The organism is Streptococcus sp. UBA632, assembly GCF_002300045.1.
GTDB classification, from domain to species: Bacteria; Bacillota; Bacilli; order Lactobacillales; family Streptococcaceae; genus Streptococcus; species Streptococcus alactolyticus.
The window spans coordinates 1-16,566 of sequence record NZ_DBPA01000017.1 but is presented as its reverse complement, the minus strand read 5'-3'; the positions used below and the strand labels follow the sequence as shown (position 1 = coordinate 16,566).

Annotated in this window: 13 protein-coding genes; 3 read left to right on the top strand and 10 right to left on the bottom strand. The window is 39.5% G+C overall.

From position 1 onward, the window contains the following. Positions 1 to 14 precede the first annotated feature (14 nt). The 5 genes from dtd to celB all read right to left on the bottom strand — a co-directional run bounded on the left by dtd (position 15) and on the right by celB (position 6,110). Complete coding sequence (gene dtd / locus B3473_RS01795; protein ID WP_154454123.1) at positions 15 to 458, bottom strand: D-aminoacyl-tRNA deacylase; 444 nt, start codon at positions 456 to 458, stop codon at positions 15 to 17. A gap of 80 nt (positions 459 to 538) precedes the next feature. After that, a complete protein-coding gene (locus tag B3473_RS01790; protein WP_154454124.1) occupies positions 539 to 2,758 on the bottom strand; it encodes a RelA/SpoT family protein in 2,220 nt (739 codons plus the stop codon). 107 nt (positions 2,759 to 2,865) lie between these two features. Beyond that, the gene (locus B3473_RS01785) at positions 2,866 to 3,579 is read right to left on the bottom strand and encodes a GntR family transcriptional regulator (RefSeq protein WP_154454125.1); all 714 of its coding nucleotides are present in this window, start codon (positions 3,577 to 3,579) and stop codon (positions 2,866 to 2,868) included. Positions 3,580 to 3,799: 220 nt separating this feature from the next. Next, positions 3,800 to 4,750: a mannose-6-phosphate isomerase, class I gene (gene manA / locus B3473_RS01780; RefSeq protein ID WP_154454126.1), complete on the bottom strand. Its 951-nt coding sequence runs from the start codon at positions 4,748 to 4,750 to the stop codon at positions 3,800 to 3,802. Positions 4,751 to 4,841: 91 nt separating this feature from the next. Then, on the bottom strand, positions 4,842 to 6,110 hold the full coding sequence (gene celB, locus B3473_RS01775; protein ID WP_293651023.1) for a PTS cellobiose transporter subunit IIC: 1,269 nt from the start codon (positions 6,108 to 6,110) through the stop codon (positions 4,842 to 4,844). 145 nt (positions 6,111 to 6,255) lie between these two features. On the opposite strand from celB, the gene B3473_RS01770 reads away from it, so the two are divergent. The 3 genes from B3473_RS01770 (at position 6,256) to B3473_RS01760 (ending at position 9,390) form a co-directional block, all read left to right on the top strand. Further along, positions 6,256 to 7,656 (top strand): glycoside hydrolase family 1 protein, encoded by a 1,401-nt coding sequence (locus B3473_RS01770; protein WP_264879591.1) that lies wholly within the window; start codon positions 6,256 to 6,258, stop codon positions 7,654 to 7,656. A gap of 131 nt (positions 7,657 to 7,787) precedes the next feature. Continuing rightward, positions 7,788 to 8,267, top strand: coding sequence for a class Ib ribonucleoside-diphosphate reductase assembly flavoprotein NrdI (gene nrdI / locus B3473_RS01765; protein ID WP_154454129.1), 480 nt, complete (start codon positions 7,788 to 7,790; stop codon positions 8,265 to 8,267). 85 nt (positions 8,268 to 8,352) lie between these two features. Then, positions 8,353 to 9,390, top strand: coding sequence for a M42 family metallopeptidase (locus tag B3473_RS01760; protein WP_154454130.1), 1,038 nt, complete (start codon positions 8,353 to 8,355; stop codon positions 9,388 to 9,390). Positions 9,391 to 9,436: 46 nt separating this feature from the next. On the opposite strand, the gene B3473_RS01755 is transcribed toward B3473_RS01760, so the two are convergent. From B3473_RS01755 to groES, 5 genes are all read right to left on the bottom strand, one after another. Further along, on the bottom strand, positions 9,437 to 10,252 hold the full coding sequence (locus tag B3473_RS01755; protein WP_168261083.1) for an endonuclease/exonuclease/phosphatase family protein: 816 nt from the start codon (positions 10,250 to 10,252) through the stop codon (positions 9,437 to 9,439). 76 nt (positions 10,253 to 10,328) lie between these two features. After that, a complete protein-coding gene (locus tag B3473_RS01750) occupies positions 10,329 to 12,524 on the bottom strand; it encodes a PTS transporter subunit IIBC (protein WP_154454132.1) in 2,196 nt (731 codons plus the stop codon). Between the two features lie 865 nt (positions 12,525 to 13,389). Next, complete coding sequence (locus B3473_RS01745) at positions 13,390 to 14,268, bottom strand: Rgg/GadR/MutR family transcriptional regulator (protein WP_293651020.1); 879 nt, start codon at positions 14,266 to 14,268, stop codon at positions 13,390 to 13,392. Positions 14,269 to 14,393: 125 nt separating this feature from the next. After that, entirely contained in the window at positions 14,394 to 16,022 is a 1,629-nt protein-coding gene (groL, locus tag B3473_RS01740; RefSeq protein WP_154454133.1) for a chaperonin GroEL, read from the bottom strand. Between the two features lie 51 nt (positions 16,023 to 16,073). Continuing rightward, entirely contained in the window at positions 16,074 to 16,358 is a 285-nt protein-coding gene (gene groES, locus B3473_RS01735; protein WP_154454134.1) for a co-chaperone GroES, read from the bottom strand. Positions 16,359 to 16,566 lie beyond the last annotated feature (208 nt).

Below are 16,566 nucleotides of genomic sequence, written 5' to 3'. Positions count from 1 at the left end.
AAATACAGACATTACTAGCGCGATTTGGTGTCTAGTAGGATAGTCACAGGGCCGTCATTGACTAGACTTACCTGCATATCAGCACCAAATTGCCCTGTTTCAACTGGGACAAATTGGGATAGGGCAGCATTAAACGCTTGATAATACTTCTCTGCCATCTCAGGCTCTGCAGCACCTGAAAAAGCTGGGCGATTGCCTTTTTTGGTTTCTGCAAACAGCGTAAACTGAGAAACAGACAAAATCTTGCCCTTGATATCTTGGACTGACAAGTTCATCTTACCATTATCATCTGAAAAAATACGCATATTGACGATTTTACGCACCGCATAATCCAAATCTTCCTGCTGGTCATCTGGTCCCACGCCAACCAATAATAGAAGTCCTTGGTCTATCGCACCAACAGTAGCCTCATCGATGCTTACGGCTGCACGCTTGACACGTTGCATCACAATTTTCATTTTAATTACCTTTCTTAGACGAAAGACCCCCAATAGTGAACAAAACTACTGGGAGTCTGTGCTTTATTTAACAGAAAACATCACCCATTTGTTCGCTTAACAGAATAAACATCTGGAATGATTTTGATTTTATCAACCACGCTTGTCAGAGCTGTTAGATTAGGAATAGCAAAGCTAATATGGATATTAGCAAACTTCATATCCTTAGTTGGTTGGGCATTGACGGTTGATACGTTTTTTGTCGCATTTGACACGACTTGTAGCACGTCATTGAGCAATCCTGAACGGTTCAAGCCGTAAATATCAATTTCCGCCAAGTAGTCATTGCTTGAATTAGCATCGTCCCACTCCACTTCAATTAAACGTTCTTCATAGCCCTCTTGGCTCTTGATATTATGGCAATCAGCACGGTGAATGGCAACCCCGCGACCTTTTGTAATGTAGCCTTCGATAGGATCACCTGGTACAGGATTACAACATTTTGCGATACGCATCAGCAAACCTGACGCCCCTTGAATAATCACGCCATTTTCACTGCGAACCTTCAAAACATCGCGGTTTTCAGTCTTGACTTCGCCGCCTTTCATCAATTCTTCGGCTTCGGCTTTGGCTCTCGCACGCTCTTCCTCACGACGTTCTTTTTCAGTCAGGCGATTAAAGACAGCAACGGCGCTGATTTCGCCAAATCCAACAGCTGCATACAAGGCTTCCTCACTGCGCACACTAAAACGTGGCAAAATCGCTTCGATATGCTTTTTATCTAGATATTTATTAGCAACGTAACCATGGTCTTGAAAATAATCCACCAACAACTCACGACCTTTATTGGCCGAGAGTTCCTTGTCTTGGTTTTTCAAAAATTGACGAATACGATTGCGAGCTTTGTTGGTCTTAACAATCTTAATCCAGTCACGGCTAGGCCCAAATGAATTTTGATTGGTGACAATTTCAACGACATCACCTGTTTTTAATTTAGCCGTCAAGGGAACCATGCGTCCATTAACCTTGGCACCAACTGCCTTTTCACCTACTTGTGTGTGGATAGCGTAGGCAAAATCAATTGGACCAGAATCTTTTGGCAATTCTTGCACGGCACCTGTCGGTGTAAAGACGTAAATGCGCTCTGAGAAAATATCTTCCTTAACAGAATCCACAAAGTCAATGGCATCACCGTTTGAAGCGTCTTGCAATTCCACAAGCTCTTTAATCCAGCTCATGCCGACCGCTTGTTCTTGCTTGTCAACCTTGCCTTTGATTCCTTTTTTATAAGCCCAGTGAGCAGCTACACCATATTCGGCGACTTGGTGCATTTCCTTGGTTCTAATTTGGATTTCAATGGGACCTTTTGGACCATAAACAGTGGTATGGATTGATTGATAACCATTTGACTTTGGAGCCGCAATGTAGTCTTTGAAACGTCCTGGCATTGGGCGCCACAATTCGTGAATGTAACCCACCATGGCATAAACATCGCTTGGTGTTTCCATGATGCAACGAATGGCAATCAGATCATAAATCTGATCAAAGCGTTTCTTTTTGTCACGCATCTTGCGGTAAATTGAGTAAATGTGTTTTGGACGTCCATAAACATCGCCGTAAAGCCCTTGTTCTTGCGTGTAGTCCTTGATTTTCTTGACAATCTCGTCAACCAAGGCTTCTCTTTCACGACGTTTTTCCTTCATCATGTGAGAAATCTTGTAAAACTCGACTTCATTAAGGTAACGAAAAGACAAATCTTCCAATTCCCACTTGATACGGCTAATCCCTAAACGGTGTGCCAAAGGTGCGTAAATTTCCATGGTTTCACGCGAAATGCGTTCCTGCTTATCCTTACGTAAGTGTTTCAACGTACGCATATTGTGTAGCCTGTCTGCCAATTTGACCAAGATAACGCGAATATCTTTTGACATCGCCATCAGCATTTTACGATGGTTCTCTGCCAATTGTTCTTCGTGTGATTTGTATTCAACCTTACCAAGCTTGGTCACTCCATCCACGATATCACGCACATCGCGTCCAAATTCTTTTTCAATGTCTTCCAAAGTCAACTCGGTATCTTCTACCACATCGTGCAAGAAACCACAAGCCACTGTTACCGCATCCAAATGAAGTTCCGCTAAAATGCCCGCTACTTGGATCGGGTGAATGATATAAGGCTCACCAGATTGTCTGACTTGGTAAAAATGAGCTTTAGTAGCATAATCCAACGCCTTTTGGACCATTTGAACATCAGATTCGCTCATGTACTGAGCTGTCAGCTCAACGACTTCTTCTCCTGTTAAATTTACATTTTTTGCCATAATGACCTCTTCTTACGCATACAGATTGTTGATATTGTCTATTATTTTAACATTAAATACCCTAAAATACCAACTCATCTGCCGTAAAAATCACGGCATCTCTAGCATTAATTATGGGTCAAAACAATCTCAACAGAAAATTCGTCGTAGCGGTGTTTACTGATAGAATATTCAAAAGCCACACCTGTATTTAAATAACCTGTTTGAACCGCAACTGCCACAGGATCGCCGCTTTCCAAATCCAAATAATGTGCTTCCGTATCTGTTGCACGGCGAACCGTAATCGTACGGTGACCTGATTGGATTTTCAAACCCAAATCATTCTCAATGTAATCATAAATCGAATGCTCAACTTGCTCTAAGCGCAATCCTGTAATCAAATCGATAGGCATATAAGTTTCTTCGATGACAGTAGGCTTATCATTCACAAAACGCACGCGATTGATTTTGTAAACAAAGCTGGTTTCTTTGATTTTCAATTTATCAGCAATTTCAGGTGTTGCTTTCACCACTGAAAAATCCAAAACTCGACTAGTAATCGTTTTATCAGGATAAAAAGCTGTCGTCCCCATCATCTGAATATCCATCAGCATTTTTTCCATCTTTTCAACTGGTAAATCCATGACAAAAGTCCCAGCCCCACGACGTTTGTAAATCAAACCTTCCGCCACCAAAATATCCAGAGCTTTTTTAACCGTCATTTTACTCACATTGTAGTACTCACAAAAATCACGTTCAAAAGGCAACTGCTCATTTGGCTTATAAAACCCTTCTAAAATTTTCTTTCGGACATCGTTTGCAATAAGATTGTATTTTTCCATAATTTTCCCTTCTTTCAAGCCTTGACACGTCGTTGACAAGTTTGCCAACTTAACTTGACAAACTTGTCAACCCATCAGATGTTAGACGCTAATATAACTAACTTTTTCTCGTTGACACAAGTAAAACATCTTGTCACAGGTTGTTGACAAGATAACAGAAAAGAAATCCATACGGATTTCCTGTTTTATTATAAAAAGTAGAACAAACCAAAGATGCGTATTAGTCTTCGTTAGGATGGCTCACAATCATCTCTAATTGCCCATCAAATGACCATTCTTTCACGTCATTTGGCAAGATAAAGTGATCACCTTTTTTCAGATCATAGACACGACCATCAACAGTCAATTGCCCCTGACCAGACAAGACACTAAGCAACAAATAAGGAACAGTTTGCGTGAAATCGACCAAGCCTGTAACTTCCCAACGGTAAACAGAAAAGAATTTGTTTGATACCAACAAGGTTGATTCCAAATGGTCAACTGCCATCGTTGCTGGCGTGCTGTTTGCTGGTTTCCCAATAGTTAACACATCAATTGACTTATCAATGTGAAGCTTTCTTAAATTGCCTTGGGCGTCACGACGATTAAAATCGTACACACGATAAGTTGTATCACTGGATTGTTGTGTTTCTAAAATCAAGATCCCCTTACCAATCGCGTGCATCGTCCCACTTGGAACATAGAAGAAATCACCAGCCTTAACAGGGATTTTTGTTAACAAATCATCCCAGCGACCTTCTTCAATCCATTGGCGTAACTCTTCTTTTGACTTGGCATTATGACCGTATATAATCTCAGCTCCTTCATCTGCTGCAATGATATACCAGCATTCTGTTTTACCAAGTTCGCCTTCGTGAGCTAAAGCAAAAGCGTCATCAGGGTGAACCTGAACACTAAGCCAGTCATTAGCATCCAAAATCTTGATTAACAAAGGAAAAACTTCTGATTTTGGGTGGCCAAAAAGCTCTTTGTGCTCGCGATACAATTGATCTAAGCCTTCGCCTTCGTAAATACCATTTTTGATAACCGAAACCCCATTTGGGTGAGCTGAGATTGCCCAATACTCACCCGTTGTTTCAGTTGGAATATCATAACCAAAGGCCTCACGAAGCTTCGTGCCTCCCCAAATTTTATCATGCATTTGCGATTTTAAAAATAACGGTTCTGACATAAATGCCTGCCTCCTCCAAGTCCATTCCTTACTGTACGTTTTATTTTAATAAGGTCCTAATGTATAGACCAATATTCCAATAATACCTTTATTATAACGCAGAATCCTCTTGTTTGTCTAGCATTCTTAAGAATGGATACCAAATAAATCCTACAAGTATAAAATCGACAATTTGGAGAAGTCCTCCTGCTAGCGAATTGGTTGCAATTATACCACTAAAGAATATTGGGACAGTCCAAGGTACAGACACACCTGTTGGAGCAGGCACGATCCCAATGGCCATAACAAAATAATTAAATGCTGTAACAATGATTGGAGCAATGACCCAAGGAATAAGAATCGTTGCATTTAGTACAATTGGTAAACCAAAGATAACAGGCTCGTTAACATTGAATATTCCTGCACCTAACGCTAAACGACCAACATCACGATATTGTTTCTTTCGCAAGAAGAATGCCATAATAATGACAACTGCCAAAGTCATACCTGAGCCACCTAAACCAACTGTAAATACCTCCATGAAAGGTTTTGTAATAATATGAGGAAGATGCTCACCTGCTTTGTAGGCTTCCAAGTTTTCGAACATTAGAGTATTCCAAACGGGATCCATTACCGAATTTACAAGAATTTGTCCATGAAGTCCGAAAAACCATAAGAATTGAATAAAGAAGATAGCAAGCAACGTTGCCCAAATACTACTTCCCAAACCAACTAACGGAACTTGAATAATATTATAAATAACATCATGAAGATTGGTATTTAAACCAACTGTCACAATAGCATTGATAGCGGTAAAAATAGATAAAGTTAATATAGCTGGAATCAATGCGGCAAATGATTTAGCAACTGCAGGTGGAACGCTATCAGGCATTTTTATTTGCCAACCTTTTCGGCTAGTTCTACTATAAATCTCAGCTGCTATAAAAGATACAATCATTCCAAGAAACATCCCTTTAGCACCAAGTCGATCAAGACTTAAAACATTCGAAATCGTTTCACCACTATCGCTTGTGACAAAAAATGGTGTCAATATAAGGAAACTTGCAAATGAAATAGCACCCCCAAAAATACCTTCCACATCATAAGATTTTGATAAATAATAACCAATACCAAAAGTAACAAAGACAGTCATAATAGACATGGTTGCACTTTGACCACTACCTAACAGTTCGTTCAAAAGCGCTTTCATTTCGTCGTTTAAAAAAGGAAGATTACAAATAACCACAACAATCGAGCCAAACATGGTTAAAGGAAACGCCAACATAAAAGCATCTCTTAAAATTGATAGATATCGATTTGATGCTAATTTGTTTGCTACAGGTAAGAGCTTGTCGCTAATACTATCCAGAAATTTGTTCATAACTACGCCTCTTTCTTCTAATTTTATCTTTACAGTGTAAGTATAAAATATTCCCGCTTAAAAGTCTAGTATTTTTAAATATAAATATTGTTTTTTGTATTTAAAAAGTATATAATTTTATTAAAAATAAAATGAGGTGAAGCTTATGGTAACTTACACATTTCCAAATCATTTTTGGTGGGGTGCTGCTACATCAGGACCTCAAAGCGAAGGACGTTTCAATAAAAAACACGCTAATATGTTTGACTATTGGTATGAAATTGAACCTGAGGTATTTTATAACCATGTAGGACCTGATACAGCCTCAAACTTTTATAATAGCTATAAAGAAGATATTGCTTTAATGAAAAAAGTTGGGCTTAATAGTGTTCGTACCTCTATTCAATGGACCCGTCTAATCGATGACCTTGAAACAAATACCGTTAATCAAGAGGCACTAGAATTCTATAATAATGTCATCGACTGCTTCATCGAAAATGGCATTCGTCCCATTATGAATTTGCATCACTTCGATCTACCTGTTGAGCTTTATCACAGATATGGAGGGTGGGAAGCACGCCATGTCGTAGATCTTTATGTTGGCTTTGCAGAACAAGCGTTTAAGGCTTTTGGCGATCGCGTTAAAGATTGGACAACACACAATGAACCAATGGTTGTTGTTGACGGAGAATACCTTTATCAATTTCATTACCCTAAATTAGTTGATGGTAAAAAAGCAGTTCAAGTTGCATATAACTTAAATATTGCTTCTGCAAAAGCTATCGCTAAATTTAAAGAGCTTGGTTTAGATAAAGACGGTGGACGAATTGGTACAATTTTAAATTTAACACCTACTTACTCTGCCTCTAATTCCAAAGAAGATTTAGCCGCAGCACACTTTGCTGAACTTTGGAACAACAAAATGTTCCTTGAACCTGCTATCAATGGAGAATTTCCAAAAGAACTCGAAGAGATTCTAACAAATGATGGGGTTATTTGGCAAACAGAACTTGGAGATTCTGACATCCTTAAAGCAAATACTGTGGACTTTTTAGGAGTTAATTTTTATCACCCCAATCGTGTAAAAGCACCTGATATTGCGCCGAATTCTGTAGGCGATTGGTTACCAAACCGTTACTACGATGAATACAAAATGCCTGGTCGTCGTATGAATATTGATAAAGGATGGGAAATTTATCCAGAAGCTATTTACGACATCGCTGTCAATATTCGAGATAATTATAAGAACATTCCTTGGTTTGTTTCTGAAAATGGGATGGGGGTTTCTCATGAGGAACGTTTCATGGACGAAAATGGGCAAATTCAGGATGACTATCGTATTGACTTTATCAAAGAACATCTTGCTTGTCTTCACCGAGGAATCAAGGAAGGTTCAAATTGTTTTGGATATCACCTTTGGACACCAATTGATTGTTGGTCTTGGGTGAATGCTTATCGTAATCGCTATGGATTTATATCAAATAATATTCATACACAAGTCAAAACAATTAAAAAATCTGGTGAGTGGTTCAAACAAGTTACTGTTGACAACGGATTTAATGAGTAGTCAATACCCCTAAAGGTTTACAGCGCATCTGATCCTTTAGGGGTATTTTAAAATCTATAGTTCCCCTCTTCCTTGTCTATCTCAGTCCTTTATGTTACATTTTTAGGTAGACTATTGAAAGGTACATTGCGATGTTAGATCAAAAGAGACAATCACTCTTATATGTTGTTTATATTAGTTTAAGTGGCAATACCAAGAGCTTTGCCAAGCGTTTTAGGGAGCATTTGCTGAGTCAGTATGACTTACAGACAGAAGAAATCAATGTTAAAGACCTTAATCATGATACTTTCCCTATTACAGAACCTTTTGTCGCCATTTTGCCAACTTATTTAGAGGGAGGAAACGGCATTGATACAGGCGATGTGGAAATTTTAACCAATCCTTTGGGGGATTTCATCGCTGCACACGGCAATGATAAGCACTGCATTGGTATTATTGGCTCTGGAAACCGCAATTTCAACGAGCAGTATTGCCTGACAGCCAAACAATACGCCAAACGTTTTGGTTTCCCAATGTTAGGTGATTTTGAATTACGTGGGACCGGTGCAGATGTGGAACGTCTTGCCAAAATTACCATGAAGCGATTAGCCCAAGTCAGCCAAGCCCATTAGCCAAATCTTCTACCAAACGGAAAAGTCATGGTATAATGGTAATGAGCTTATTTTATAAGCTGATTAGATATTATTGGAGATCATTATGCAAACAACAGTTGATTACATTACAAAACTCACGAATATTCCATCACCTACTGGCTACACTAGCCACATCATGAATTACCTCATTGCTGAATTGGAAAGTTTTGGTTACGTTCCAACTCGTACCAATAAAGGGGGTGTCATGGTTAGCGTGACAGGAAAAGACGATAACAAACACCGCATCGTGACCGCTCACCTTGATACACTTGGTGCCATGGTTCGTGCCATCAAACCAGACGGTCGCCTAAAAATGGACCTTATCGGTGGCTTTGTTTACAATGCGATCGAAGGGGAAAACTGTATTGTCCATGTGGCTAAAAACGGCAAACAAATCAGCGGAACCATTCTCATGCACCAAACATCTGTCCACGTTTACAAAGATGCTGGTACAGCCGAACGCAACCAAGCCAATATGGAAATCCGTTTGGATGAGAAAGTCACTTCTGAAGCAGAAACACGCGCTTTGGGCATTGAAGTCGGTGATTTCATCTCATTTGACCCTCGTGTGGTTGTCACAGAATCAGGTTTCATCAAATCACGTCACTTAGATGATAAAGTTTCAGCAGCCATTCTCATCAAACTGCTTAAAACCTACAAGGAAGAAAATATCGCCTTACCATACACAACCCACTTCTATTTCTCAGCATTTGAAGAATTAGGACACGGTGCCAACTCAAGTATCCCAGCTGAAACTGTTGAATACCTTGCCGTTGACATGGGAGCCATGGGAGATGATCAACAAACAGACGAATACAGTGTATCAATCTGTGTCAAAGATGCTTCAGGACCTTACCATTACGAATTGCGTCAACACTTGGTCCATTTGGCTGAAGAAAATAAAATTCCTTATAAATTGGATATTTACCCATACTACGGCAGTGACGCTTCAGCAGCTCTTCGCGCAGGCGCTGAGGTCAAACACGCTCTATTTGGTGCAGGTATCGAATCAAGCCACTCATACGAACGTACGCACATCGATTCTGTTCAAGCAACCGAACGCCTCGTTGATGCTTACCTAAAAAGCCCAATTATTGATTAACATAGCAAAAAGGAAGATGACAACATCTTCCTTTTATTTTTGCTCATTAAAACTCAATATCAACCGCAATACCAAAGTGGTCGCTCACAATTGGTGAAGCACCGCCGTCAAATACAACCACAGACGACAAGACATCAATATCTTTACTTGTAAAGACGTGATCAACTTTTAGAGACTGCTTATTCCCTTCCCAACCGTCGATATCTTCGATGATGGTGTGATCACCTTGAATGACTTTTGCTACCTTGTGGCTATCTTGCAACTCAAGCGGGCTCTTTAAAACCATGTCATAACCAGCAGTATCTGTCGGGTTATTAAAATCTCCCATGAGCACCATTGGTTTTGGATAATCACTCAAAGCGGTTTCCAGCTTGTTCCATTCTTCTTCGAAGCCTTTGCCAAACCAAGACATATGCAAACTAACAACTGTAATAGGCTTTCCATCGGCTTTGGTTTCACCAACAAGGACACGTCGTGTGTGATAATCCGTTTCATCGTCCACATCAGACACTAAAACATCTTTGACTTTCAGTGGCTCTTTTGACAAGATAACAACACCCTCATTGTATTTGTCATAACCGATATGATTATAAGCCCAAGACCAGTAATAATGTCTGCCTTGGCTCTTAAGATAATTGACTAATTGTAGGGCATAATTGTCACGATGGAGTTCTGGACTACCTGGTAATTCCTCATACCCTTCAATCTCTTTGGTTAATAAACCACGAATATCTTGATTGATTTCTTGCAAACAAATCACATCATAATCTTCAATGTAAATGTGCTCCGCCAAATCGAATAATTTCTTTAATGAATTTGCCTCTAACCAAGAATGCGTATTAAGCGTTAAAAATTTAGCCATGTCTTTCTCCCCAAAAATCAAAGGAGAGTCCTCGATTCTTATCTTAGACTCTCTTTGCTTATTAGATATTCTAATCTTATAATTCTACTTTAGCAACCACTGTGTTGGCTTTTTGTTTACCAACTTTTGTCAAGGTTACTGATTTGATTTCAGCAGTATTTGTAAAGGCAACGATAACAGTTGTTTCACGTCCTGCAGATTCGATAGCTGCTAGGTCTGCTACTACAAGAAGATCGCCAGCTTTCACACGTTGACCTTCAGCCACTTTAACAGAGAATGGCACACCGTTAAGGGCTACTGTATCCAAACCAATGTGAACAAGCACTTCAAGTCCGTTATCTGTCAACAAACCAAAGGCGTGTTTTGTTGGGAAGACACTTGTCACGATACCTGATACAGGAGAGAAGATGTTACCATTTTCAGGTTCCACGATGAAACCATCACCCATCATTTTACCTGCAAAGACAGGGTCTTTAACGTCTGTGATTGGTCGTACTTCACCATCAACGATAGATTCAACCATTTCAACAGCACCTTTATAAGATACTTGAGTAACGTCGTGACCTTCTACTTCTGAAAAATCAATTTTTGGAACTTCAGCACCTGAGTCTAGGAAGTCTTGGATATCAGATTTCAAGATATCAGCTTTTGGTCCGTAAACCGCTTGAACACCATTACCTTTGATAATCAAGCCCATCGCACCAGCTTTTTTCCAAGTTTCTTCGTCACCGACTTTAACAATATCTTTAACAGTTACACGAAGACGCGTCATACAAGCATCTACATCTTCAATGTTTTCACGTCCACCAAGAAGGTTGATGATTTGGATAACTTGAGTATCTGCGTGACCGATAGTGCCACCGTTTGATGAATCACCTGATGCTGCTGCATCTTCAGAATCCATATCGTCGTAGTTACCGTTACGACCTGGAGTTGCGTAGTTAAATTTCTTAATCATGAAGTCTGCGATGAAGTACATCAACACACCTGACAAGATTGAGCAAATAACAAAGTTGAATAAGTCGCCACCAAGTCCTGCTTTAATAGCCATCGGTGTACGTGTTAGCAATTCGATATTACCGAATGAGTGAAGACGTAGGTTTACCAAGTCAGCCAATGCAAATGTCAAACCTTGTACCACTGCATACACAACGTAAAGTGGCATCGCAACGAACATGAACATGTACTCGATTGGCTCAGTTACACCTGTTAGGAAAGTTGCTGCTGCTGTTGAGATAAACATAGCAGAGTATTTTTTCTTCTTGTCTGGGTCAACATTACGGTACATTGCATAAGCAACCCCCATCAAAGTACCAGTTGCACCAATCATTTGTCCAACTTTGAAACGAGCTGGAACAACTGTTGCAAGAAGGTTTTGGTATTCTGTTACATTAGAACCTTTAAGGTTGATAAGGTCAGTTACCCATGCCAACCAAAGTGGGTCTTGTCCAAATACTTCTGCACCTTGTTGAGCACCTGTAAGGATAACGTAAGTACCACCAAGAGAAGTGTAGTTCATTGGGATTGTAATCATGTGGTGCAAACCAAATGGTAGAAGCAAACGCTCTAACGTACCATACAAGAATGGCGCCAAGAATGGAGCAGAATCTTGTGATGATGCAATCCATGTACCAAATCCATTGATACCTGATTGGATGATTGGCCAAACAACAGCCATGATCAAACCAACGATTATTGCACGGAAGATAACGACAAATGGAACAAAACGTTTTCCGTTAAAGAATGACAAAACATCTGGCAATTTACGGTAGTTGTAGTATTTGTTGTAAGCTGTTGCCCCTACAAAACCTGAGATGATTCCGACAAAGACACCCATGTTAAGAGCAGGTTGTCCAAGAATGTCAACGAAATAGTCAGAAACAAGCATTGGTGAACCAAGAACGTTGTGAACCACACTTGTTCCATCTTCAATCATATCAAGGGTAACACCATAAACGTGACCTGTGATAAGATTGATCAAAATAAATGCAATACCAGCTGCGAACGCACCACCTGCACGCTCCTTAGCCCAGCTACCCCCGATAGCTAATGCAAAGAGAATGTGAAGGTTATTGATAATTCCCCAACCAATTTGGGCAATAACGTTACCAACAGTTGCTAAGATAGCTGAGTCGGCATTGATCAGAGGAAGTGAGTTTCCGATACTAACCATCAACCCTGCTGCTGGCATAACAGCAATAACAACCATCAAGCATTTACCGAACTTTTGCCAAAATTCAAAGCTGGTTAACTTTTGAAATGCTTTCTTCATGTAATAACTCCTTAAACCTTTTTGCTAATAAACCAATTGCTTTTTGACTTAAAAAAATAATGCCATCTATTTTTCCATTTAAAAAGAGATTGATTTGCGCTTAAAGCTACGCAAACGTTTGCGTTGCTTTGATGATTTTATTATAGCACGTATTTTCATTTTGTAAAGCGTTTTCTGAATTTTTTTAAAAAAAGCTTTTTAGAACTTGAAAACAGTTACAACTGTGCGCTTATCCTCTTTTAAGACAACCAAAAAAGCAAGGATATTTCGACCTTATTTGCTTAATTAAAAATATATTAAAACACCACTAGATAACTAGTGATGCCTGTCAAATAATAATAAGGCCTACTAGAAACACTCTAGTCGAGAACCTTAGACCTTACAAATCATTTCTCTTGTCATACCTGCTACTGCATTAATTTAAAAATCGATCCATAATGCACCGAACCACCACCATGGTATTTATCTTAGGTATGACCTGTTAGTTTGAGCAAGTCAAGCGTCAAATTCTTTTACAAGTAATGATCTTTCATCTCTCCCTAGGAAAACCTAGTCCCCCTAACAATCGTTTTTTAGCATCGCCAAATCAAACAATTGTTGCATAAGTACTATCAGTAAATACTTATAAGAATACTATACCATAAAAAAAGTGAAATTTACAGAATTTTCAAATATGAAAATAAATTTTTTATTCTCACATCTGATAATCAGATGTTTTTAGTCATTTCTCGGTTATTCGGTTATAATGGTAAGAAAAGGAGGTTTTTGAGATGCGTTTTAAAGGATTGCTTTTGGCTTTTTTGCTACTTACTTTTCGTATTTGGCCATTTTAAAGAAATAATTATCAAAATCTGAGTGCAAAGGCTCAGATTTTTTCTATCAATCCAAAGGCTGCAAGACGCTCAGTCAGCAAATCAGCCAAGGTCGGATTGCCCACTTTTTTAACCATATCAATATAATCTTTGATAGGTGTCACACTTACCAAAGAGCCATTGAGGTAATCAAGTACTTGTCGCAAAAAGGTCAAGACGCTCAAGGCAAACATATCTTGATAAGTCAGCAAAGCTTCCAATTTTTCCATAAAATAAGGAATGTGATGCAACTCACGCCGCTCAATTAAGGCAAACATGATATTTAAAAAGATCAACTCAGCTGTCTTTCTGTGCTGAGGCAAGGTTTGGTAAAAGCTATCCCGCTCAGCAAAGGCTTTACCCAAAAAAATCAAATCCTTACTAGACAAGATAGACATGGTATTGCCAAACAAGTAGAGTTCGTATTCTGTCCACTCCTCGATGCCATAGAGATAATCTGTCAAAAAAGCCTTGTCTGCTTCTGAAATCGCATAAACTGGGTCAAGCGACTGAATAGCACTCGCCACATCGATGGCATTCAAACGCGTGTAAACATCGGTATCTGCCACATCATGTATCAAAGCTTTTAAACCATCAACATCACCTGTCAATTGAAGCATCGCAATTTGCTTGCCTTTAGAAAAGAAGGGGCTCTCTTGGTAATGGTTAAGAGCGTGGCCAAATTCTGCTAAACTCATGTGAATGCCAGACAGCGCAACCAACAACTTATCTGCCGCAATCATGGTCTGCCCATTTTCAAATTTAGAGAGTTGGGAAAGGGATAATTGTTGGTTAGCAACGTCTTTTAATTTCAAACCACGCGCTAAGCGTAATTTCCGATATAATTCCCCAATCTGCAGGAATTCTTTATCATCCAATACCCTCACCTCCATCTGTAAACCTTATCATGTGTCATATTTGTCCTATTATATCAAATTTTAAGGGAAAAACTAAAAAAAAGAAGCTAAGAGAAACCTCTTAACTTCTTTATCGAGTAAAATCTGACTAGAGTGGATAATTAGAAGCCACCCATCATTGATGGATCCATACCTGGAGCAGGTTGTGCTGGAGCAGCAGGTTCCGGTTTGTTAGCCACGACAGCTTCTGTCGTCAAAATCAAACTAGCAACAGAGGCAGCGTTTTGAAGAGCTGAACGTGTTACTTTCACTGGGTCGATGATACCAGCTTCAACCATATCTACCCATTCACCGTTAGCAGCGTTGAAACCTGTACCAAGTGATTCATTTTTCAAACGTTCAATGACAACTGAACCTTCGTAACCAGCGTTTGTTGCAATTTGACGAACAGGTTCTTCCAAGGCACGAAGTACGATGTTACGTCCTGTTGCTTCGTCACCTTCCAATTCAAGTTCTGCAACTTTTGAAATGACATTAACAAGTGCTGTACCACCACCAGCAACGATACCTTCTTCAACGGCAGCACGTGTCGCGTTAAGGGCATCTTCAATACGCAATTTCATTTCTTTCAATTCTGTTTCTGTTGCAGCGCCGACTTTAATTACGGCAACACCACCTGCTAATTTAGCAAGACGTTCTTGCAATTTTTCACGGTCAAATTCAGATGTTGTTGCAGCCAATTGTGATTTAATTACATTGACACGGTCAGCAATAGCAGCGCTATCACCAGCACCTTCCACTATAACTGTACTGTCTTTATCAACGGTTACTTTAGCGGCTTGTCCAAGAGCAGTCATGTTTGCGTCTTTCAACTCAAGACCAAGGTCTTCAGTAATCACTGTACCACCTGTCAAGATAGCAATATCTTCAAGCATGGCTTTACGACGATCACCAAAGCCTGGTGCTTTAACCGCTACGACATTAAAGGTACCACGGATTTTGTTAAGAACAAGTGTTGGAAGAGCTTCACCATCGATATCATCGGCAATAATAAGAAGCGGACGGCTTGTTTTCAAGACTTCTTCAAGCAATGGCAAGATGTCTTGAATATTTGAGATTTTCTTATCGGTAATCAAGATATAAGGGTTGTCAAGTTCAGCAACCATTTTTTCATTGTCAGTTACCATATATTGTGACAAGTAACCACGGTCAAATTGCATCCCTTCAACCACGTCAAGTTCTGTTTCCATACCACGTGATTCTTCGATTGTGATAACACCGTCATTACCAACTTTTTCCATAGCTTCTGAGATGTATTCACCAACTTTTTCAGAACGTGATGATACGGCAGCAACTTGGGCAATTGCTTCCTTGTTAGCAACTGGTTGTGCAATTGATTTCAAAGCATCGACAGCTACTGAAACCGCAGATTCGATACCGCGACGAATACCAATTGGATTTGCTCCTGCAGTCACGTTTTTAAGACCTTCACGCACGATAGCTTGTGTTAAAACAGTCGCAGTTGTTGTACCATCACCAGCGATATCATTTGTTTTAGAGGCAACTTCTGATACCAATTTAGCACCCATATTTTCAAAATGGTCTTCTAATTCGATTTCTTTGGCGATTGTCACACCATCATTCGTGATCAATGGTGAACCAAATGATTTTTCAAGTACCACATTGCGTCCTTTAGGACCTAAGGTTACTTTCACCGTATCTGCTAAAATATCAACCCCGCGTACCATACTTTCACGCGCATCTGATGAAAATTTAATATCTTTAACCATAATATATCCCTCTTTTAACTTTAATAGATTAACGTACCACTGACGTTTTTATTAAGCTAATACCGCTAAAATTTCTGCTTCACGAACAATCATGACTTTGTCGTCACCATCTTTGACTTCAATTCCAGAACCATGTTCAATAAGAACCTTGTCACCGGCAGCAACACTTGGTGCTACCAATTCACCAGTCAACGTACGGCTACCTTCACCGACAGACACAACAGTCGCTACTTGTGTTCTTTCTTTACTTACTCCAGCTAGGACAAGACCACCAACGGTTTGTTCTTTTTCTTCTTCGACTTTTAAAACAACACGATCTCCTAATGGTTTTAACATGCCTTTTGCCTCCAAATTTCTTATTTATCCTGAGAAATAGAAACCTAAATCTCAAATTAGCACTCTACACTCTTTAGTGCTAACTCATTACAATAACTATTTTAGCACTTGGTCAGAAATAGTCAAGAAAAAAACTCAATTTCTAAAAAATAAGTCAAGCAGTTATTTGAGCATTGAAAAAGTTCCTAGCTGGGAGATTATCAGCATT

Excerpts from the sequence above, each read along its gene's own strand:
- dtd (WP_154454123.1), bottom strand. The coding sequence starts at position 458 with ATGAAAATTGTGATGCAACGTGTCAAGCGTGCAGCCGTAAGCATCGAT.
- B3473_RS01790 (WP_154454124.1), bottom strand. The coding sequence starts at position 2,758 with ATGGCAAAAAATGTAAATTTAACAGGAGAAGAAGTCGTTGAGCTGACA.
- B3473_RS01785 (WP_154454125.1), bottom strand. The coding sequence starts at position 3,579 with ATGGAAAAATACAATCTTATTGCAAACGATGTCCGAAAGAAAATTTTA.
- manA (WP_154454126.1), bottom strand. The coding sequence starts at position 4,750 with ATGTCAGAACCGTTATTTTTAAAATCGCAAATGCATGATAAAATTTGG.
- celB (WP_293651023.1), bottom strand. The coding sequence starts at position 6,110 with ATGAACAAATTTCTGGATAGTATTAGCGACAAGCTCTTACCTGTAGCA.
- B3473_RS01770 (WP_264879591.1), top strand. The coding sequence starts at position 6,256 with ATGGTAACTTACACATTTCCAAATCATTTTTGGTGGGGTGCTGCTACA.
- nrdI (WP_154454129.1), top strand. The coding sequence starts at position 7,788 with ATGTTAGATCAAAAGAGACAATCACTCTTATATGTTGTTTATATTAGT.
- B3473_RS01760 (WP_154454130.1), top strand. The coding sequence starts at position 8,353 with ATGCAAACAACAGTTGATTACATTACAAAACTCACGAATATTCCATCA.
- B3473_RS01755 (WP_168261083.1), bottom strand. The coding sequence starts at position 10,252 with ATGGCTAAATTTTTAACGCTTAATACGCATTCTTGGTTAGAGGCAAAT.
- B3473_RS01750 (WP_154454132.1), bottom strand. The coding sequence starts at position 12,524 with ATGAAGAAAGCATTTCAAAAGTTAACCAGCTTTGAATTTTGGCAAAAG.
- B3473_RS01745 (WP_293651020.1), bottom strand. The coding sequence starts at position 14,268 with ATGGAGGTGAGGGTATTGGATGATAAAGAATTCCTGCAGATTGGGGAA.
- groL (WP_154454133.1), bottom strand. The coding sequence starts at position 16,022 with ATGGTTAAAGATATTAAATTTTCATCAGATGCGCGTGAAAGTATGGTA.
- groES (WP_154454134.1), bottom strand. The coding sequence starts at position 16,358 with ATGTTAAAACCATTAGGAGATCGTGTTGTTTTAAAAGTCGAAGAAGAA.